General features: G+C 65.5%; 13 protein-coding genes. 10 read left to right on the forward strand and 3 right to left on the reverse strand.

Features of this window, described 5'->3' with window-relative positions; genetic code table 11:
* Nucleotides 1-22 precede the first annotated feature (22 nt).
* The 9 genes from AC25MA_RS08510 (at nucleotide 23) to AC25MA_RS08550 (ending at nucleotide 11,235) form a co-directional block, all read left to right on the forward strand.
* The gene (locus AC25MA_RS08510; RefSeq protein WP_028689173.1) at nucleotides 23-511 is read left to right on the forward strand and encodes an Hcp family type VI secretion system effector; all 489 of its coding nucleotides are present in this window, start codon (nucleotides 23-25) and stop codon (nucleotides 509-511) included.
* Nucleotides 512-583: 72 nt separating this feature from the next.
* Nucleotides 584-1,018, forward strand: a complete 435-nt coding sequence (locus AC25MA_RS08515; protein WP_486971952.1) for a type VI secretion system amidase effector protein Tae4 — start codon at nucleotides 584-586, stop codon at nucleotides 1,016-1,018.
* Complete coding sequence (locus AC25MA_RS08520) at nucleotides 1,015-1,425, forward strand: hypothetical protein (protein WP_028689175.1); 411 nt, start codon at nucleotides 1,015-1,017, stop codon at nucleotides 1,423-1,425. Before AC25MA_RS08515 ends, AC25MA_RS08520 begins: the two co-directional genes overlap by 4 nt.
* Nucleotides 1,419-1,934, forward strand: coding sequence for a type VI secretion system baseplate subunit TssE (tssE, locus tag AC25MA_RS08525; protein ID WP_028689176.1), 516 nt, complete (start codon nucleotides 1,419-1,421; stop codon nucleotides 1,932-1,934). The genes AC25MA_RS08520 and tssE overlap by 7 nt, the downstream gene beginning before the upstream one ends.
* Nucleotides 1,931-3,793, forward strand: a complete 1,863-nt coding sequence (gene tssF, locus AC25MA_RS08530) for a type VI secretion system baseplate subunit TssF (protein WP_069016509.1) — start codon at nucleotides 1,931-1,933, stop codon at nucleotides 3,791-3,793. Before tssE ends, tssF begins: the two co-directional genes overlap by 4 nt.
* Complete coding sequence (tssG, locus tag AC25MA_RS08535; protein ID WP_051555627.1) at nucleotides 3,757-4,806, forward strand: type VI secretion system baseplate subunit TssG; 1,050 nt, start codon at nucleotides 3,757-3,759, stop codon at nucleotides 4,804-4,806. Before tssF ends, tssG begins: the two co-directional genes overlap by 37 nt.
* On the forward strand, nucleotides 4,799-7,474 hold the full coding sequence (gene tssH / locus AC25MA_RS08540; RefSeq protein ID WP_062575512.1) for a type VI secretion system ATPase TssH: 2,676 nt from the start codon (nucleotides 4,799-4,801) through the stop codon (nucleotides 7,472-7,474). Before tssG ends, tssH begins: the two co-directional genes overlap by 8 nt.
* Before the next feature lie 11 nt (nucleotides 7,475-7,485).
* Complete coding sequence (locus AC25MA_RS08545; protein ID WP_280092224.1) at nucleotides 7,486-9,414, forward strand: type VI secretion system Vgr family protein; 1,929 nt, start codon at nucleotides 7,486-7,488, stop codon at nucleotides 9,412-9,414.
* A gap of 153 nt (nucleotides 9,415-9,567) precedes the next feature.
* Nucleotides 9,568-11,235, forward strand: a complete 1,668-nt coding sequence (locus AC25MA_RS08550) for an FMN-binding glutamate synthase family protein (protein WP_486971953.1) — start codon at nucleotides 9,568-9,570, stop codon at nucleotides 11,233-11,235.
* Nucleotides 11,236-11,265: 30 nt separating this feature from the next.
* Here AC25MA_RS08550 and AC25MA_RS08555 read toward each other — a convergent pair whose 3' ends face one another.
* A complete protein-coding gene (locus tag AC25MA_RS08555; RefSeq protein ID WP_307943229.1) occupies nucleotides 11,266-12,570 on the reverse strand; it encodes an OprD family porin in 1,305 nt (434 codons plus the stop codon).
* Between the two features lie 524 nt (nucleotides 12,571-13,094).
* Here AC25MA_RS08555 and AC25MA_RS08560 point away from each other — a divergent pair.
* Complete coding sequence (locus AC25MA_RS08560; RefSeq protein WP_486971954.1) at nucleotides 13,095-15,185, forward strand: TonB-dependent receptor; 2,091 nt, start codon at nucleotides 13,095-13,097, stop codon at nucleotides 15,183-15,185.
* A gap of 473 nt (nucleotides 15,186-15,658) precedes the next feature.
* Here AC25MA_RS08560 and aguA read toward each other — a convergent pair whose 3' ends face one another.
* Complete coding sequence (gene aguA / locus AC25MA_RS08565; RefSeq protein WP_028689184.1) at nucleotides 15,659-16,765, reverse strand: agmatine deiminase; 1,107 nt, start codon at nucleotides 16,763-16,765, stop codon at nucleotides 15,659-15,661.
* 242 nt (nucleotides 16,766-17,007) lie between these two features.
* The gene (locus AC25MA_RS08570; protein WP_486971955.1) at nucleotides 17,008-19,908 is read right to left on the reverse strand and encodes an aminotransferase; all 2,901 of its coding nucleotides are present in this window, start codon (nucleotides 19,906-19,908) and stop codon (nucleotides 17,008-17,010) included.
* Nucleotides 19,909-20,049 lie beyond the last annotated feature (141 nt).

The following is a 20,049-nucleotide window of genomic DNA, read 5'->3' on the forward strand; positions in this document are numbered from 1 at the left end:
GACGCGAAATCCCGAGGACATCATGGCTGTAGATATTTTCATCAAGATCGGCGACATCAAGGGCGAGTCCCACGACAAGGCCCACAAGGACGAAATCGACGTCCTGAACTGGAGCTGGGGCATGTCCCAGTCCGGCAACATGCACATGGGCAGCGGCGGCGGTTCGGGCAAGGTCAACATCCAGGACCTGTCGATCACCAAGTACATCGACAAGTCCAGCCCCAACCTGATGGCCCACTGCTCCAGCGGCAAGCACATCGACAAGGTCAAGCTGACCGTGCGCAAGGCCGGCGGTGAAAGCCAGGTCGAGTACCTGATCATCAACCTCGAAGAGGTGATCGTCAGCTCGCTGAGCACCGGCGGCTCGGGCAGCGACGACCGCCTGACCGAGAACGTGACCCTGAACTTCGCCAAGGTCACCGTCGACTATCAGCCGCAGAAGGCCGACGGCACCAAGGAAGGCGGCCCGATCAAGTACGGCTGGAACATCCGCTCCAACGTCAAGATCTGACCGACCGCGCCCGTGCCGCCCCAGGCGGCGCGGGGGCCCTTCCCCACGCCTCACCCGCCCACGGTGAACATCATGGCCAAGCCTTCTTTCATCAACTTGTGGAATGCCTATCCGAAGGTGTCCTCGCCCTGCGATGGCCCGTGGGACAATCAGTGCGCCATCCGCATGAGCATCGCGCTCAACGGAGAGATGAGCCTCAAGGTCAACAAATCGACTTATACCGAACCCAAGTGCGCCCATGGCCATGCCCGTGGCGCCGAATCCCTGGCCAACTGGCTGGAGCGCCAGCTGGGACGCCCGCAGCGCATCGGCGGCAGCGCCCAGGAACGCGACAAGCTCAAAGCCAAGATCGGGATCATCTTCTACAAGGACTGCTTCGCCCGCACCGGGCAAAGCCAGGAAAACCGCACGGGCGACCATATCGACCTGTGGAACCGCGGCCTGACCAGGGGCTTCTCCGATCAGAACTACCAGTCGAAACAGGTCTGGTTCTGGGAGCTGACATGAAGCGCGTGGCCCTGGTCGGTGCCTTGCTGCTGGCCCTGAGCGCCTGCGCCGACGCCGAACTGCTGAGCCAGGCGAACCTGGGCGGGCAGACTGTGAAGCTGACCGATAACGCCGGCCAGTGCGTGCTCGATCGCGGCGAACAACGCCTGGCGCTGGACATGCCATGGCCCTGCGGCCTGAGCCCCGACCGCGCCGGCAAGGCCCGGGTCGAGCAGTTCGACGGCGTGCCGATCGTGCTGGTGACCCACGTGCAACCCCACCCGACGCTCAAGGGCGAATGCCTGAAAACCTCGCGCGCCGTGCGCCTGACCCCGGCCGGCCTGGAAGCCTCAACGCCCACGCCGAGCGCGTCCTGCGACACCGGCTTCGAAGACCAGAAAATGTTCACAGGGATGTTCCAGTGGTAGCCGAGATCGCCACCCGCGACCGCCTGCAGCCCTCGCTGCTGGATCGCCTGACCGACGACGAGCCGGGCAACCCGCAGGAAGCCCCCGACAAGCGCGTGCTCAGCCTGCAGCAGCTCAAGGCCTCGGTGCTGCGCGACCTGGCCTGGCTGCTCAACACCACCTCGCTGCTCGACACCGGCGCCACGCTGAATTCCCCGGCAGGCGCCTCGGTGATCAACTACGGCCTGCCGGCCCTGGCCGGCAACAGCGCGTCGAACATCGACCTCAACGCGCTCGAACGTATCATCCACCAAGCCATCGCCACCTACGAGCCGCGCATCCTCGCCCATACCCTGAAGGTGCGCGCCCAGGCCGCCCCCGGCGAGATGAACGCCAACGCCCTGAGCTTCGAAATCGAAGGCGACCTGTGGGCCCAGCCGGCGGCCCTGCCGCTGCTGTTGCAGACCGACGTGGACCTGGAGTCCGGGCACGTGCGCGTGGCCCCCGCCGACCGCCGGAGACGCGCATGAACCCGCGCCTGCTCGAACTGTACAACCAGGAACTGCAGCATATCCGCGAGGGTGCCGCCGAGTTCGCCAAGGAATACCCGAAGATCGCCGGGCGCCTGACGCTGTCCGGGATCGAATGCGCCGACCCCTATGTCGAGCGCCTGCTGGAAGGCTTCGCCTACCTCACCGCGCGGGTGCAGCTCAAGCTCGACGCCGAGTACCCGACCTTCACCCACAACCTGCTGGAAATCGCCTACCCGCACTACCTGGCGCCGACCCCGTCGATGACCGTGGTGCAACTGCAGACCGACCCCGACGAGGGCTCGCTGGCCGCCGGCTTCCAGCTGCCCCGCGACAGCGTGCTGCGCGCCAACCTCGGCCGCAACTCGCAGACGCCGTGCGAATTCCGCAGCACCCAGGACGTCACCCTGTGGCCGCTGCAGGTGGCCCGCGCCGAATACTTCGGCAACCCCGGCGCCGTGCTCGGGCGCCTGGCCGCCAGCGAGCCGAAGGCCCGTGCCGGCCTGCGCCTGACCTTGCGCAGCGGCGCGGAAATCCCCTTCAACAGCCTGCCACTGACGCACCTGCCGCTGTACCTCAACGGCGCCGACGAAACCCCCTTCCGCCTGTACGAGCAACTGCTGGGCAACGCCTGCGCGGTGTTCGTACGCCAGCCGGGGGCTGACTGGGTCGAGCGCATCCCGGTCGAGCAGGCCTTGCTGCCGTGCGGCTTCGACGATCGCGAAGCGGCGTTGCCGGTGGTGCCCCAGGCGTTCCAGGGCTATCGCCTGTTGCAGGAATACTTCGCCCTGCCGCAGCGTTTCCTGTTCGTCGATTTCGCCGGACTGGAGCGCGCGGTCAAACGTTGTGACGGCCAGGAACTGGAGCTGCTGGTCCTGTTCGAGCGCTTCGACCCCACGCTGGAGAGCAGCGTGGGCAGCGCGCAGTTCGTGCCGTTCTGCACCCCGGCGATCAACCTGTTCCCGCGCCGGGTCGACCGCATCCACCTGACCGACCGGGTCCACGAGCACCATGTGATCGCCGACCGCACCCGGCCCACTGATTTCGAGATCCACTCGCTGCAGCAGGTCGCCGGCCACGGCACCGGGCCGGACCAGGCGTTTTTGCCGTTCTACGCCGTGCGCGACCCGTCGCGCTACGGCCGTGACCAGGCCTACTACATCGTCCGTCGCGAGCCTCGGGTGCTGTCCAGCGAGCAGCGACGCAACGGCACGCGCTCCAGCTACATGGGCAGCGAGACCTTCGTCAGCCTGGTCGACGGCCACCAGGCACCGTACCGCCACGACCTGCGCCAGCTGGGCATCAGCGCGCTGTGCAGCAACCGCGACCTGCCGCTGTTCATGAACGTCGGCGACGGCCGCAGCGACTTCAGCCTGGCCGACAGCGCCCCGGTGTCCGCCGTGCGCTGCCTGGCCGGCCCCAGCCGACCGAAGGCCAGCCATGCCCACGACAACCGGGCCTGGCGCCTGATCAGCCAACTGTCGCTGAACTACCTGTCCCTGGCCGAACAGGGCCAGGGCGCCGCCGCCCTGCGCGAACTGCTGCGCCTGTACGGCGACCAGCAGGACAGTGCCCTGCAACTGCAGATCGACGGCCTGCGCGAGGTCAGTTGCAAGCCCTGCACCCGGCGCCTGCCGATGCCCGGGCCGATCGTCTTCGGCCGCGGCCTGGAGATCACCCTGACGTTCGACGAAAACGCCTTCCGCGGCACCGGCGTGTTCCTCCTGGGCGCGGTGTTCGAGCGCTTCCTGACTCGCTACGTGTCGATCAACAGTTTCACCGAAACCGTGCTGCGCACCAGCGAACGTGGCGAGATCATGCGCTGGAACGCCAAGCCCGGGCGCAGGCCGACCCTGTGAGCACGCTACAGGCCATGCAGGCGCAGCCCTGGGAGTACGACTTCTTCCAGGCCTTGCGTCGCCTCGAGGCGGAAAACCCCGAGCTGCCGCGCTTCGGCCATTCGCTGCGCCTGGCCGACGAGCCGGTGCGCCTGGGGCAGCGCCTGGACTGCGGCTTCGCCCCGGCGACGCTGGCCTCGGTCACGGCCAACGACGATCAGCCGGCGCGCCTGGAGCAGTTCTTCTTCGGCCTCGGCGGCCCCAACGGCCCGTTGCCGCTGCACCTGACCGAGTACATGCGCGAACGCCAGCGCAACCACGCCGACCCGACCAGCAAACGCTTCCTCGACATCTTCCACCACCGCTTGCTGAGCCTGTTCTACCGCGCCTGGGCCGAGGCCCGGCCGACCGTCAGCCACGACCGCCCCGGTGACGACTACTGGGCCGCGCGCCTGGCCGCCCTCAGCGGCCGCGGCCAGCCGGAACTGCAAGACCAGGGGCCGCTGGCCGACACCGCCAAGCTGCACTGGTCCGGCCACCTGGCGGCGCAGACCCGCTACCCGGACGGCCTGTGCAGCATCCTGTCGAGCTATTTCGGCGTGCCGGTGCAGCTCGAGGAGTACGTCGGCCAGTGGCTGGAGCTGCCCGAGCGCAGCCAGCTCGGCGTGCGCGCCAACCGCCTGGGCATGGACCTGTGCCTGGGCCGCTACGTCTGGGACCGCCAGCACAAGTTCCGCCTGTGCCTGGGCCCGCTGACCCTCGACCAGTACCACGCGCTGCTCCCCGGTGGGCAGGCGTTCGTCGAGCTGGCGGCCTGGGTCGCCGAGTATCTGGGCCAGGAACTGGACTGGGACCTCAACCTCATCCTCGCGCAGGGCCAGGTGCCCGCGCTGCAACTCAATGCCGGTCAGCGCCTGGGGTTCGACACCTGGCTCGGCCGCCCCTCGCACGATGCACGCGACCTGAAGCTGGCCCGGTACTACGCCGACCAGCCGGTCGCCGCGCCCCTCACAAGGAGTCAGGACCATGGGTGAAATCAGCCGCGCCGCGCTGTTCGGCAAACTCAACAGCGTCGCCTACAAGGCCATCGAGGCCGCCACGGTGTTCTGCAAGCTGCGGGGCAACCCCTATGTCGAGCTGGCGCACTGGCTGCACCAGCTGCTGCAGCTGCAGGACAGCGACCTGCACCGCATCATCCGCCAGTTCAACGTCGAGCCGGCACGCCTGGCCCGCGACCTGACCGATGCCCTAGACCGCCTGCCACGGGGCTCGACCTCGATCACCGACCTGTCCTCCCAGGTGGAAGAGGCCGTCGAGCGCGGCTGGGTCTACGGTAGCCTGATGTTCGGCGAAAGCCAGGTGCGCACCGGCTACCTGCTGGTCGGCATCCTCAAGACCCCGAGCCTGCGCAATGCGCTGCTGGGGCTGTCCAGCGAGTTCGCCAAACTGAAGGTCGAGGCGCTGAGCGAGCGTTTCGACGAGTACGTCGGCGACTCGCCGGAAAACAACCTGGCCGCCAGCGACGGCTTCAGCGCCGCGGCGCCGGGCGAGGCCAGCGGCGCCGTGGCCCCGGCGGCGATGGGCAAGCAGGAAGCGCTCAAGCGCTTCACCGTCGACCTCACCGAGCAGGCCCGCAGCGGCAAGCTCGACCCCATCGTCGGCCGTGACGAGGAGATCCGCCAGCTGGTCGACATCCTCATGCGCCGCCGCCAGAACAACCCGATCCTCACCGGCGAGGCCGGCGTCGGCAAGACCGCGGTGGTCGAAGGCTTCGCCCTGCGCATCGTCGCCGGCGACGTGCCGCCGGCACTCAAGGACGTCGAACTGCGCAGCCTGGACGTCGGCCTGCTGCAGGCCGGCGCCAGCATGAAGGGCGAGTTCGAACAGCGCCTGCGCCAGGTGATCGAGGACGTGCAGGCCTCGCCCAAGCCGATCATCCTGTTCATCGACGAAGCCCATACCCTGGTCGGTGCCGGCGGCGCGGCCGGCACCGGTGATGCCGCCAATCTGCTCAAGCCGGCCCTGGCCCGTGGCAGCCTGCGCACCGTGGCCGCGACCACCTGGGCCGAATACAAAAAGCATATCGAGAAGGACCCGGCCTTGACCCGGCGTTTCCAGGTGGTCCAGGTGGACGAGCCAAGCGAAGCCAAGGCGCTGCTGATGATGCGCGGCGTGGCCTCGACCATGGAGAAGCACCATCAGGTGCAGATCCTCGACGAAGCGCTGGAAGCCGCCGTGAAGCTGTCGCACCGCTACATTCCGGCACGCCAGCTGCCGGACAAGTCGGTGAGCCTGCTCGACACCGCCTGCGCCCGCGTCGCCATCAGCCTGCACGCGGTGCCGGCCGAGGTGGACGACAGCCGCCGGCGCATCGAGGCGCTGGAGGTGGAACTGCAGATCATTGCCCGCGAAGCCGCCATCGGCGTCAGCACCGAGCAGCGCCAAGCCCAGGCCGACAGCCTGCTGGCCGAGGAGCGCGAGCGCCTGGCCGCCCTGGAAAGCCGCTGGGCGGAGGAGAAAGCCCTGGTTGACGAGCTGCTGGCCACCCGCGCGCAACTACGTGAACAGGTCGGCGTGGTCGATCAGGAAGTGGACGTGCAGGGCAGCCATGAACTGCGCGAAAAACTCGTCGACCTGCAGCAGCGTCTGAGCCAGCTGCAAGGCGAGAGCCCGCTGATCCTGCCGACCGTGGACTACCAGGCGGTGGCCTCGGTGGTCGCCGACTGGACCGGCATCCCGGTGGGCCGCATGGCGCGCAACGAGATCGAGACCGTGCTCAACCTCGACAGCCACCTGGCCAAGCGCATCATCGGCCAGGACCACGCGCTGAAGATGATCGCCAAGCGCATCCAGACCTCCCGCGCCGGCCTCGACAACCCGAACAAGCCCATCGGCGTGTTCATGCTCGCCGGCACCTCCGGGGTGGGCAAGACCGAGACCGCGCTGGCCCTGGCCGAGGCCATGTACGGCGGCGAGCAGAACCTGATCACCATCAACATGAGCGAGTTCCAGGAGGCCCACACCGTCTCCACCCTCAAGGGCGCCCCACCCGGCTATGTCGGCTACGGCGAGGGCGGCGTGCTGACCGAGGCGGTGCGCCGTCGCCCGTACAGCGTGGTGCTGCTGGACGAGGTGGAGAAAGCCCACCCCGACGTGCACGAGATCTTCTTCCAGGTGTTCGACAAGGGCGTGATGGAAGACGGCGAAGGCCGCCAGATCGATTTTCGCAACACCCTGATCCTGCTCACCACCAACGCTGGCACCGAGCTGATCGCCAACATCTGCAAGGACCCACAGGCCCTGCCCGACCCGGAGGCCGTGGCCACCTCGCTGCGCAAGCCGCTGCTGGAGATCTTCCCGCCGGCGCTGCTCGGCCGCCTGGTGACCATCCCCTACTACCCACTCAGCGACGCCATGCTCAAGGCCATCACCCGTCTGCAGCTGGAGCGCATCCGCAAGCGCGTGGAAGGCACCCACAAGGTCGGCTTCGCCTACGACGACGGCGTGGTCGAGCTGATCGTCTCGCGCTGCACCGAGACCGAAAGCGGAGGCCGCATGATCGACGCCATCCTCACCAACGGCCTGCTGCCGGACATGAGCCGCGAGTTCCTGACCCGCCTGCTCGAGGGCAAGCCGCTGGCCAGCGTCAGCATCAGCCGTCGTGACAACGACTTGCACTATGACTTCGGCGCCGCCGACTGACAGGACCGACCATGCTGTTCAAGCAGTTCACGCGCCTGGCGCAGATCAACAGCCCCCTGGGGCCGGACAAGCTGATCCTTGCCGAAATGGGCGGCAGCGAGGAACTCGGCCGCCTGTTCGACTTCGAGCTGCAGCTGACCAGCGACGACCCGGCCATCGACCTCAACCAGCTGCTGGGCAAGCCCATGAGCCTGAGCGTGCAGCAGAGCGTCGGCAGCTCGCGGCATTTCCACGGCATCGTCGCCCGTTGCAGCCAGTCGGTGGACCAGGGCCAGTTCGCCAGCTACCGCGTCACCTTGCGTCCGTGGCTGTGGCTGCTGACACGCACCAGCGACTGCCGGATCTTCCAGCACCTGAGCGCGCCGCAGATCATCAAGCAGGTGTTCCGCGACCTGGGCTTCTCGGATTTCGAGGACCTGCTCAGCCGCAACTACCGCGAGCGCGAGTACTGCGTGCAGTACCGCGAGACCAGCTTCGACTTCGTCAGCCGCCTGATGGAGGAGGAAGGCATCTACTACTTCTTCCGCCACGAGCAGGAACGCCACGTGCTGGTGCTGGCCGACGCCTACGGCGCGCACCAGAAGGCCCCCGGCTACGAGACCGTGCCCTACTACCCGCCGGACGGCCAGCACCGCGAGCGCGACCATATCAACGACTGGCACCTGGCCCAGGAGGTCCAGCCCGGCTCCCTGGAGCTCAACGACTACGACTTCCAGCGCCCCAGCGCGCGCATCGACGTGCGCTCGGCGATGCCGCGCCCGCACCAGGCCGGCGACTACCCGTTGTACGACTACCCCGGCGCCTACGAGCAGACCCAGGACGGCGAGCACTACGCCCGCACCCGCCTGGAGTCGCTGCAGAGCCTGCACGAGCGAATCGAGCTGCGCGGTAATGCCCGGGGCCTGGGCAGCGGCCATCTGTTCAGCCTGAGCAACTTCAGCCGCCAGGACCAGAACCGCGAGTACCTGATCGTCGCCGCCCGCTACTACGTGCATCAGGAGCGCCTGGAAAGCGGTGGCGGCAGCGGTGCGGCGCAGTTCGAGAGCAACCTCAGCTGCATCGACGCGCAGCAAAGCTACCGCCCGGTGGGCAGCACCCTGCGGCCGATCGTCAAGGGCCCGCAGACGGCCGTGGTGGTCGGCCCTGCCGGCGAGGAGATCTGGACCGACCAGTATGGCCGGGTCAAGGTGCACTTCCACTGGGACCGCCACGATCAGTCCAACGAGAACAGCTCGTGCTGGATCCGCGTGTCGCAAGCCACGGCGGGCAAGAACTGGGGCTCGATCCAGGTGCCGCGGATCGGCCAGGAGGTGATCGTCAGTTTTCTCGAAGGCGACCCCGACCGGCCGATCATCACCGGGCGGGTCTACAACGCCGAGCAGACGGTGCCCTACGACCTGCCCGGCAGCGCCACGCAAAGCGGCATGAAGAGCCGTTCGAGCAAGGGCGGCAGCCCGGCCAACTTCAATGAAATCCGCATGGAGGACAAGAAGGGCGCCGAGCAGTTGTACGTGCATGCCGAACGCAACATGGACACGGTGGTGGAGCAGAACCAGACGTTGTCGGTGGGCATCAGCCGGGTCAAGACCGTGGGCATGATCGAGACCGTGACCATCGGCCAGGACCGCCTGCGCTCGGTGCGCCATCGCGACGTCCTGCTGGTCGGTGGCGACAAGCGCGACAGTGTGCACGGCAACTATGTGATGGATGCCGGCGACCAGATCCGCCTGGTCTGTGGCGACAGCGTGATCGAATTGAAGTCCGACGGCACCATCAATATCAGCTGCGCCAAGTTCAATATCCATGCAACGGCGGACGGGATCATCAATACCGATGGCAAGCTCGACCTGAACCTGGGCGGCGGTCCGCAGGCCAAGGCTTCGGGCCAGGGCGACAAGGGCGAAATCGACGGCCGGGTGAAGCAGGTGTTCAAACAGTAACACCGAGGGCCTCATCGCGGAGTTGCCCCGCGATGGGCCCGAAACCGACAAGCTTTTGGTCCCACCCAGGTAATAGTGTTTTACCAATCGCCCTGGTTTTCCGCTGCTGCGCTTTGCCTATCCTAGGCCGGTCACCCTGTCTGCGATGGCCCCATGAAAGACGCACTCCCCAGCCGCTACGCCTGCCTGACCCTGTGCCTGCTGTTCACCCTCGCCAGCCTACCCTTCCTCGCCCGGCACGACGGGCTCTGGCCCTTCACCGTCATCAGCGCCCTGCTCAGCCTGGTCGGCCTCAACGACCTGCGCCAACGCCACCACGCGGTGCGCCGCAACTATCCGATCCTGGGCAACATCCGCTACCTGATCGAAACCGTCCGCCCGGAGATCCGCCAGTACCTGATCGAAGGCGACGACGACAAGCTGCCGTTCTCCCGCGCCCAGCGTTCGCTGGTCTACGCCCGGGCCAAGAACGAAAGCGCCGAGAAAGCCTTCGGCACCCTCAACGACGCCTATAAACCAGGCTTCGAGTTCATCAGCCATTCGATGCTGCCAGTGCCGATGCCCGACCCGGCCTCGTTCCGCATCCGCATCGGCGGCCCGCAGTGCCGTCAGCCGTACTCGGCGTCGATCTTCAATATCTCGGCCATGAGCTTCGGCGCCCTCAGCGCCAACGCCATCGCCGCGCTGAACAAGGGCGCGCGCCTGGGCCGCTTCGCCCATGACACCGGTGAGGGCAGCATCAGCCCCTACCACCGCGAACACGGCGGCGACCTGATCTGGGAAATCGGCAGCGGTTATTTCGGCTGCCGTACCGAAGACGGCCACTTCGACCCTGATCGCTTCGCCGAACAGGCACGCTCGCCTCAGGTGAAGATGATCGAGATCAAGCTCAGCCAGGGCGCAAAGCCGGGCCATGGCGGGATCCTGCCGGGGCACAAGGTCAGCGCCGAGATCGCCAACACCCGGGGCGTGCGCGAAGGCGAGGACTGCATCTCGCCGGCCGCCCACAGTGCCTTCAGCACGCCACGGGAGTTGCTGCAGTTCGTCGCCCGGCTGCGCGAGCTGTCTGGCGGCAAGCCGGTGGGTTTCAAGTTCTGCCTGGGCCACCCGTGGGAGTTCATGGGCATCGCCAAGGCCATGCTGGCCACCGGCATCACCCCGGACTTCATCGTCGTCGACGGCAAGGAAGGCGGCACCGGCGCGGCGCCCCGGGAGTTCTCCGACAACATGGGCGTGCCCCTGCGCGAGGGCCTGATGTTCGTGCACAACACCCTGGTGGGGTTGAACCTGCGCGAGCGCATCCGCATCGGTGCAGCGGGCAAGCTGGTCAGCGCCTTCGACATCGCCAGCGTACTGGCCATCGGCGCGGACTGGGTGAACTCGGCGCGGGGCTTCATGTTCGCCATCGGCTGCATCCAGTCGCAGAGCTGCCACACCAACAAGTGCCCGACCGGGGTGGCGACGCAAGACCCGCTGCGCCAGCGCGCGCTGGTGGTGCCGGAGAAAGCCGAGCGGGTCGCCAGCTTCCACCGCAATACCTTGCATGCCCTGGCCGAGATGCTTGCCGCCGCCGGCCTGGACCACCCCTCTGAACTCAAGCCCAAGCACCTGGCGCGGCGTATCAGCGCCAGCGAGATCAGCCTGTTTTCGCAGTTGCACACTTTCCTCAAGCCGGGCGAACTGCTCAGCGGCGCCATCGACAGCGAGTTCTATGCACGGATGTGGCGGATGGCGCGCAGCGACAGCTTCGCGCCGCAGACGGGTGAAATCGAGGTGGCGGCGGCGGTCAACGTGCGCCGGAAAGAAACAGCCCCGGCATAGGCCGGGGCTGCGGGTGACGCGGGATCAGGATCAGAAGATGCTGATCGGGTACTCGACGAATACGCGGACTTCGTTGCCGTCATCCATGTAGAAGTCGGCGACGTTGCGCGAAGTACGCAGGAAGGAGCTACGCAGCTTGACCGACAGGTCCTTGGCCGGGCCTTCTTGTACGACGTAACGCAGCTGGTTGAAGATTTCGCGCTCTTTACCTTCACCATTGCCGTGGGTGTTGATGTTGTCACCACGCACGTAGGCAACTTTGTAGGTCAGGCCAGGGACGCCGAATGCGCCAAAGTCCAGGCCGTAGCCGATCTGCCAGGAGCGCTCGTCTTCTGCGTTGAAGTCGGACCAGTAGGAGTTGGCCAGGTAAATGGTCGAACCACCATCGCCGAAGCCGCCATCACGCTGGTAACCGCCGTAGTTGTAGCCGGTATCGCCAGTACTGCGTTGGTGCGCGATGGTTACCGAGTGAGGACCGTACGCATAGGTAGCCGCCAGGCTCCAGATAGTGTTGTCCTGATCGCCCTCACGCATGCCCCATTTTTCGATGAACTTCTTGTCGAGCTTGGACTTATAGCCATTGAAGTCCAAGGTCAGGGACTGGTCTGCCGCGATCGGGTAGACGTAGTTCATGCCCAGGTAGTGCTTTTTCATCACGTCTTCGTTGTCGGCGGTGTACAGCGACGCGGTGAAGTTGTCAGTGAACTTGTAGCTACCGCCCAGTACGTTGATTGCCTTCAAACGACCACTGTCGTGACCTTGGGCGCTCTTTTGCACTTCGCTGGTGAAACGCCCAGCGTTCAGCTCCAGGCCTTTGATCTCTTTGGAGGTGATCGAAGTCCCGCTGAAGCTTTCTGGCAACAGGCGCGAATCGTCGTACTGCAGGACCGGCAGGGCCGGCATCTGGTCACCGTACTTGAGCACGGTGTTGGAGACGCGGAATTTGATCGCCGCACCGGCGCGGGCGAGGTCATTGGCAGCATCGCTGCGTTTACGCTCGTTGACCGTGTTTTCACGCTTGAAGAAATCGATACCGCCACCGCCGTTACGGCCTTTGCCGCCATCCAGGCGCAGGGCGTACAGACCGAAGGCGTCGACACCCACGCCAACGGTGCCCTGGGTGAAGCCGGAGGAGAAGTTGGCGATGACGCCCTGGCCCCACTGGGACTGGTCGTTGGTGTGGTGCTTCTTGTCACGGTTGATGAACGCGTTGCGAAGCAGGACGTTGGCGTGGCTGTCCTCGATGAAGCCCTTGCTTTCGGCCTGCTCATTGGCCTGTGCCTGGGTCGCGGCGATCATCGCCAGGGCGACCAGGCTGATCCTGGTTTTCAACATGTTGTTTTCCTTATTTCGTATTCAAAAACGCTCTGCATTAGAACGCCAGGAACCAACGCCCCTTCGTAGGTTCGACGCTATGCGGATCCAAGCCGAAAGGCCCGCCAATGGTCTGCAACGGGCCTTGCAGCCGCATGGCCAGATCATGGCCAGCAGGCGTAGAGCCCGAATCCTAGCCCTGCCTGCTTAGACATGTCAAAAAAACGTGAAATACAGGTTGATATAACCAAAAACAAGGTCGGCGCTGGTGCATTTCCATGCATATATGCCGTGGGTCAGCGCAAATTTGTCTCTTTTGTGGAAAACGGGCGAAATCCATAAAAACGTCATACGCCCATGCCCCTTCCCGCTTCCCGTCACCTGACGCATCCGTACAACAGCCAACCAAGGCTCAACACATTCAAATGAATAGCAACATTTTGAAACACATGTAAAGACAACCCTTTACAAATGTCGATGCAACAGCAAATAGCAAGCATTACCATTCGCGCCCAATTTCTCACTCCATTCATTGGACGCCTTCGATGCCTGCCCCCTGCCGCCTTTCCCCCGTGACCCTGGGCCTGTCGCTGCTGTTCAGCGCCGGCCTGGCCAGTGCCGCCACCACGACCCTGCCGGAAACCTCGGTGACCGCCGACAGCACCCGCGAAGAGGACAACCCGCGGGTCAAGGACGTGACCACCGCGACCCGTACCTCGACCCCGGCGCGCTATGTGCCGCAGGCCATCGATTCGGTGAAGACCCGCAACGTGCTGGACTACGGCAGCAGCAACCTGGGCAAGGCACTGGAAGGCATCCCCAACGTCAGCAGCGGCGCCGACACCCGCTTCGACAGCCTGCGCATCCGCGGCTTCGACGCCAGCAACGACTTCTACCTGGACGGCATCCGCGACGATAGCCAGTACACCCGCGACCTGCACAACATCGAGCGGGTCGAGGTGCTCAAGGGCCCGGCGGCGGTGCTCTATGGCCGTGGCAGCCAGGGCGGCATCGTCAACCGGGTGAGCAAGGCGCCGGAGCACGGCCGCCGCTCGACCATCGAGGCCCAGGGCGGCAGCCAGGACCTGCGCAGCCTGTACGCCGACCTCAGCGCCGACCCCAGCGACACCCTCAGCCTGCGCCTGAACCTGGGCAACGAGGACAAGAACAGCTTCCGCGACGGCATCGACGGCAACCACCGCCAACTGTTCGCACCGTCCATGAGCTGGCAGATCACCCCCGAGCTGAACTGGCTGGTGCAGTACGAATACAGCCGCTATGACCGCACCCCCGATCGCGGCATCCCCGGCAACCCGCTCACCGGACGCCCGACCGACGTCAGCCGCAAGACCACTTATGGCGACACCCAGCGCGACTACATCAACGACCGCGCCGAATCGCTGCGCTCGCGCCTGAACTACGAGCTGAACGACCAGTGGCAACTGCGCCACACCATCAGTCTGTTCACCCTGGAAAGCGACTTCGACAACACCTACCTGACCGCCTACCGCCCCGCCACGGGGTTGGTGGACCGCCAGCGCTGGCAACAGGACCTGAGCACCCGCAACCTGTACAACACCGTCGAACTGGAAGGCCATGTAGAGACCTTCGGCCTTGAGCACACCCTGCTGGTTGGCCTGGAAATGGGCGAACAGCGCCGCAACTCGCTGCTGCACCAGGGCGTTGGTGTGCCTTCGGTGCCCCTGCAGGGCGCAACGGCCCGCCAGCAGCACAATGGCACCATGCGGGTGTCCAGCAACAACCACACCGATGTCGAGAGCACCGGGATCTACCTGCAGGACCAGATCCGCCTCAACGACCAGTGGCAACTGCTGGCAGGCGTACGCTTCGACCAGTTCGAGGTGGATACCACCAACAAGCTGCGCAACCTCTCGGAAAAACAGAAGGACAACAGCTTCAGTCCACGCATCGGCGTGGTGTACACGCCCTGGCAAGATCACTCCTTCTATGCCTCCTGGAGCAAGACGTACTCCCCTGTCGGTGGTGGCCTGATCGGCATCACCCCAGGCGCTGCCGGCAACACCAACCAGACCGACCCGGAACAGACCCGGCAGAAGGAGATCGGGGTCAAGAGCGAATGGTTCGACCAGCGCCTGAGCACCACCCTCGCGATCTACGAACTGGAGCTGTATAACCGCCGTACCCGCGACCCGATCATCCCGGACCTGATCCAGCTCAGCGGCCTGCAACGCTCGCGCGGCATCGAGCTGACCGCCACCGGCAACGTCGTGGGCAACTGGTATGTACGCGGCGGCATCGGCCTGCAGGACGCGACCATCGTCAAGGACAACAACGGCCAGCAAGGCAACCGCATCAACGATGTGGCCAAGCGCAACGCCAGCCTGTTCGTCACCTGGAAGCCGGAGCTTGGCTGGTACGCCGAAACCGGCCTGACCCTGGTCGGCGACCGCTACGCCGACAACCAGAACACCGTGATCCTGCCGGGCTACGGCCGTTGGGACGCGCTGGCGGGCTATCGCACCCACGACTGGGACGTGCGTGCGGCGCTGAGCAACATCACCGACAAGACCTACTACAGCTCGGCCACGAGCGCGGCGCAGATCCAGGTGGGCGATCCGCGCAGCCTGGTGGTGACCGGGACCTACAGTTTCTGATCGTCAGCGCCCATCAGGCCATTCGGGCCCCAAAACGAAAACGCCACCGCAAAAGCGGTGGCGTTTTTTTCTGCGGCGGGTTCCTTCCCGATCAATGCCAGACAGCCAGCAGAGCTTCGAGCTCTTCCTCGCTGATCAGACCTTGAGGGTATCGCCCATCCAGCAGGCGTCGTGGGTCGGTCGTCCTGACCCGATTGTCTCCATGACGTTTCAACCACTGAGCCAGGATTCTGAGCGATTGGTGACAGGCTGCCGTTGCGGGCAAAGCCGACTCACTTGCTGCGTTCATTTCCTCACGTACTCCCCGGGCCTAGTGAGCGGCTAAGTTACTTCAGACGCGTTACAGATTGGCGTAGGCCCATTCGTCTGAAGCACGAGGAAAAATCAATACAATTGCTGTGCCATGCCGCACGACCGACTATCGCGAGCATAAAAAAACCCGTCGCTCGACGGGTTTTTCATTCATTGGCCGGTCAACGTTTTACCGGCGCCGGCTGCTGCTGGGTCAGGCAGTGGATATTGCCACCGCCAAGCAGCAGCTCACGCCCCGGGATCATCACCACTTCGTGATCCGGGAAGACCTTGGCCAGGATCGCTCTGGCCTGCGCATCGGCCGGGTCGTCGAAGCTCGGGGCGATGATGCCGCCGTTGACGATCAGGAAGTTCACATAGGAACCGGCCAGGCGTACCGAAGGATCGCGCTCCTGGCTGCCCACCACGTGATCGACGCCGTCGCATTCTGCCTGGGTGGCATACAGCGGGCCCGGGATCGGCATCTTGTGCACCACGAACTCGCGCCCCTTGGCGTCACGGGTGTTTTTCAGCACCTCGTAGGCGGCGTGGCAACGCGCGTAGTTGGGGTCATTGGAATCATCGGTCCAGGCCAGTAACACTTCGCCGGGGCTGACGTAACAGCAGAAGTTGTCGACGTGGCCATCGGTTTCGTCGTTGTACAGGCCATCCGGCAGCCAGACGATGGTCTCCACCGCCAGGTGCTCGCGCAGGATCTCCTCGATCTGCTCGCGGTTCAGGTGCGGGTTGCGGTTGCGGTTGAGCAGGCATTCCTCGGTGGTGATCAGGGTGCCTTCGCCGTCGACATGGATCGAACCGCCCTCGAGCACGAAGCCCTCGGTGTGGTAGCGCTGCACACGCTCCATTTCCATGACCTTGGCAGCCAACTCCTCGTCGCGGTTCCAGGGGGCGTACAGGCCACCGTCGAAGCCGCCCCAGGCGTTGAAGCCCCAGTCCACGCCACGCACTTCGCCGTGGTCGTTGATGACGAAGGTCGGACCGGTGTCACGCACCCAAGCATCGTCGTTGCTGATCTCGACCACACGGATGTTCGGCAGGTCGAGCTGGCGACGGGCGTTCGCGTACTGGCCGGCGGACACCGCCACGGTAACCGGCTCGAAACGGGCGATAGCCTTGGCCAGGGTCACGTGCGCGGCCTGCGCCGGCTTGCCACCCAGGCGCCAGTTGTCCGGGCGCTCCGGCCAGACCATCCACACCTGGGTTTGCGGGGCCCACTCGGCGGGCATGTGGAAACCGTCGGCGCGGGGGGTCGAGTTGAGCGTTTTCATCGATGACCTCTAATGGCAACTGTCGGTGGTCCGGGGCCCGCTACGCGCGCCTTTCGCGACGCAAGGCCGCTCCCACAGGTCGAACGCTATCCCTGTAGAAGCGGCCTTGCGTCGCGAAAGGACCGCAAAGCGGTCCCGGCTGTTCAATGGCGAACACTTATATCCGATAAATATCGACTTTTAAAGCAAGTCACGAGACCGTTTTCGCATAAGGCGCCATTGAAAATCGATAAGAATCGATTTTATAAGCCCTCACCTAGAATCCGCTCCACGCAGTCGACAAAGTAGTCCACGCTCGCCCGCGTGGTGCACATCGGCGGCTTGATCTTGAGGATGTTCAGGTAGTCGCCGGTCGGCTGCATGAAGATCCCCAGGTCGCGCAGGCGATCGCACAGGATCATGGTCTCCTCGGTCGCCGGCTCCAGGGTCTGGCGATCGCGCACCAGTTCCAGCCCCAGGTAGAACCCGGAACCGTGGGCGGCGCCAGCTAGCGGATATTTATCGACCAACGCCTGCAGGCGTGCCTTGAAGTGGCGGCCGACGTCACGGGCGTTGTCCCACAGTCCTTCGTCGCGCATCACATCCAGCACCGCCATGCCGATGCGGCAACTGACCGGGCTGCCCCCGGCCGAGGAGAAGAAGTAGCCCTCGGCCTCCAACGCCTCGGCGATCTCGCGCCGGGTGATCACCGCGCCCAGCGGCTGGCCGTTGCCCATGCCCTTGGCCATGGTGATGATATCCGGTACCACGCCCTGCTCCTCGAAACCCCAGAAGTACTCACCCAGGCGCCCATAGCCGACCTGCACCTCGTCGGCGATGCACACCCCGCCGCGCTGTCGCACTTTGGCATAGGCCTCGCGCAAGTAGCCCGGCGGCAACGAGATGCCCCCGGCGTTGCCGTACACCGGCTCGCAGATCATCCCGGCCAGCTGGCGGCCACGGGTGTCGAGGTCGGCCAGCTTGGCATCGACATCGCGCAAGTAGTCGGCGGCACTGTCAGCGCCCCGGTAACGCCCGCGGAAGGTGTTCGGCGCCTCCACCGGGTGCACCCAGTCCGGGCGGGTCTCCAGGGCCTGGGGGTTGTCGGCGATGGAGGTGGAGATCGCGTCGGTGGCCACCGACCAGCCGTGGTAGGCCTCCAGCACGCTGAGCAGGTCGCGCCCGCCGCTGTAGGCCCAGGCCAGGCGGATCGCCAAGTCGTTGGCTTCGGTGCCGCTGTTGACCAGGAATACCCGGTCGAAGCCTTCCGGAGCCACTTCCAGCAGACGCTCGGAGAACTCGGCAATGGCCGCGTAGTGGAAGCGCGAGTTGGTGTTGACCAGCGACCACTGGCGCGCCGACTCGGCGACCATGCGCGGATGGCCATGGCCGAGCACCGCGACGTTGTTGAGCATGTCCAGGTACGAACGGCCCTGCATGTCGATCAGGTAGTTGCGCCAGCCGCGCTCGATGTGCGGCGGCTGGGCGTAGTAATGCTTCTGCGAGCGGGCGAAACTGGCATCGCGTCGGGCCAGCAGGGCCTGTGGGTCGGCCAGTGGTTCGGCATCGCAGTCAAAGCCCAGCAGGGAGCGCGGTGACGGGCACAAGGCCAGCCAGGCTGCGGCGTGGGACGGCGTGGCAAAGAACGGTGGGCGGGTATCGGCATCCAGGCACAGCTGCACACTGAGGAAGCCGCAGGTCGCACCCAGCGCCTGCCCCTTGAGCAGCGCCTGGCCATCGGCCGGCGCCTCTTCCAGGCCGGCGAGCCACAGGCTCCAGTGCGCGGTCCGCAGGCAACCGCGGCCATCTCCGATGCGTTGCCAGACACCGGCCTCGGGAGCTTGCAGCGGGCTGCCGGGCAACAGGTTCAGCTCCACGCCCAGGGCACAGGTGGCCGGCTCTTCAGGCTGATCGATATGGGTTTGAGACAGGCGGTACTGTCCATGGAGGCTGCACGCAGGGCCCGGCTGGGCGGCGAGCATACGCTGGTCGAAGCCCGGTTGCTCCCAGTTGCCCGCTTCGCAGAGGGGGCTGAGCACGCCCAGGTCGACCCGGGCGACCGGCTGCCCGGCAAGGCTCGGCAGCAACGCGACGCAACCGCTCATGTCCGGCATCACGGGCACCTGGCCCACCGCGTTCAGGATCGCCGCCTCCATCAACGCGGCGGGTACGGAGCAGGCGGTATCGAAGATCTCCCATTCATGGGCGATGTTGTCGCGGGTGTACTGGTTGTCCGGATCGACCGCCAGCTGCTGTTCGCTGCTGAGCACCAGCACCGCGGCGCGGTTCAGCACCAGCGGCCACAAGGCACGCAGCTCCGCCTCCTGCAGCGGATTCGCCGCGTGGTAGGCGCTGATCGCCGGCAGGATGCGCAACGGGTCGCCCTCGGCGTGGTGCAGCAGGGCCGCGCAGGTCACCGACAGATCGGCGATACGCCAGGTCCGCAGCAGGTCGCCGAAGTCGATGACACCCTGCACCTGCCATTGGCGCTGGTCGTCGCGGGCCCAGACCACGTTGTCGTCGGTGATGTCCAAGTGCACGGCCTGGACCGGCAATTGCCCGACCAGCGGTTGCAGGCGAGCGGCCGCCAACCGTGCGACCTGTACCACCTGCTCGCGACGCTGGATATCCTGCAACACCGGCAACAGGTGCTCGATCAGCACCGAGGCGTGCCGTGGATCCCACTGCAGGGTACGCTCAAGGCCCGGGTGGTCGAAGCCGGCCAGCGCCTTGTCGACCTCGGCGCAGAGCGTGCCGAGCTCGGCCATCACCCGCGCCGGCAGGTGTCCCAGGCGGGTCAGAGGCTGACCATCGATATAATCGAGCAGACGGGCGCGCAATGGCTGGCCATCGATCTCGAGTTCCAGCAGCAGCTCGCCCGTGTTCGCCGGGCGCACCACCGGCACCGGCACGCCTTGCCCGCGCAGAAAAGCCAGGGCCGCATGCTGCGCCTGCAGTTCGATCGCCGCATAGCTGCCATGACAGACCTTGAGCACAAACCGCCCCTGAACGCTGTCCACGCGAAAATTGAGGTCCTGCTGGCTGCCTAGCGCCTGCAGGCTGCCTTGCAGATCGTAATGCGAGCGCAACAAGGCATGAGCATGGGCCTCGCCGAGGGAGGGGCCGGGCTGGCTGGAACGCTGGATCAGGGTACTCAGGGGCATGGACGGGAACCTCGTTTTTTGTCGCCTATATCGCCATCGCGGCTGCCGATAAGCAAGTGGCATCCCTGCACAGACGACAGGCCGTCCTGCATTCACGACTTGCCACAAGCGATGCCAGCCAACAAGCTACGCTCCTGGCAA

This window comes from Pseudomonas sp. P65(2024) (genome assembly GCF_057480955.1).